The 1422-nt window shown below is 41.5% G+C and carries 1 protein-coding gene; it reads right to left on the bottom strand.

The features are described from left to right. Positions 1-144: 144 nt before the first annotated feature. A partial coding sequence (locus tag AC1DUA_RS37505; RefSeq protein WP_477504558.1) for a pectate lyase family protein occupies positions 145-1422 on the bottom strand: 1278 nt, incomplete at its 5' end.

Below are 1422 nucleotides of genomic sequence, written 5' to 3' on the forward strand. Positions count from 1 at the left end.
CTCCAATTGTTGGATTGATATGTCCCTCTGAGCCACCATTTATAAATAAAACACGCGCCATTTCAATCACTCCTTTAACCTATATTTTACCACAAAAAAAAAGGAACTATGAGGGCTCATAGTTCCAGGTAGGATTTCAGCTATCTATTCAAGCTTCATGTAATAAAGATTTGTAACGTCATCCTTTGTAATCGTATGTGCGCCAGGCGCAAGCGCTACACTGACAATGCCATTTGCTATAGCATAGCTTGCTCCATCTATCTTGATTTTTGTACCGTCTGCTGTATTTAACACTAAGGTTAACGCTGCAGCTGTTGTTGTGGTAAACCCAATACTAGTACCAGACTCGATTTTCAAACATTGCGTTAGTGTTAAACCATTATATACCACAGTCCCCTTAGATGTTGAGAGGTTCCCTTGGATATTGAAGAAGCTGCTTGTTTTTCCATCTGTCGTGAAGTTATGAACAATTGTTGATGTAGGCGGTGGTGTTTGTACCGGCGGTGTTGGCGTTGATGTCGGAGGCGTTGGTGAAGGCGTTGGTGTTGCCGGTGTCGGCGTTGGTGTCGGTGTTGATCCTGTTGAATTGCCACCTACAGATACAAGCTGAGTTGTGTAAGTTTGTATTTTAGACATCAGTGCTGTATTAAGGATAGACGATGTATCATCAACTGCATCATTAAATTCCCATGTAAAGTCTCCATTATTTAGGCGGCCAGCTTCCGTCGTAACAACTTGTTCAACAGTACCTACAGCATCAATGTTAGATGCATTCACACCTGTATCGATCGTAGTGTCAAAATTATTATAAGTCGTTCCACCCGATAAGGTTTTGTATGTGTTTGGAACGGTTTGACTTCTTGTGGAAGCTAAGTAGGCATCAAATTGTGTTGCACTAGCAGGGGCTGTTCCTGTATCAGAATTTGCATAAATAATACTTCCTGGATCAAGAATAATATTATTGTATGCTTTAATCATACCTCCAGGTTCCCCTGAGAATGTACCCTCCCCGTCATGCATATCGGTACCTTGCAAGGAAATTAGCATTGGATTTTTGGCATGCCTATAGTAATTTGATTCTACAAATGCAGAGCTTCCTGTTGTAGCACCAACGCCATATTTGGAGACGCCGTCAAAAAAGTTATTATAGATATGAATAGTTCCCGTTCTGATCCGTGGATGGCGAGAGTCTGAATGATCAAACCAGTTATGGTGGAAGGTTACGAAGAATTCGGACGACTCACTCAAACCGACTAGAGCAGCTTTGCCAGAATCCCAGTAGTGATTATAGGAGATTGTAATAAAAGTTGATCCTTTCTTAAGGTCAGTTGAACCATCACCTTTGGCTTGGTCAGCATCTCCTCCTGCAGTTCCATAGAAAATATCATTATTATGCAGCCATACATTCGCATTCCCTGTATC

Source organism: Paenibacillus sp. 01T422, assembly GCF_056398785.1.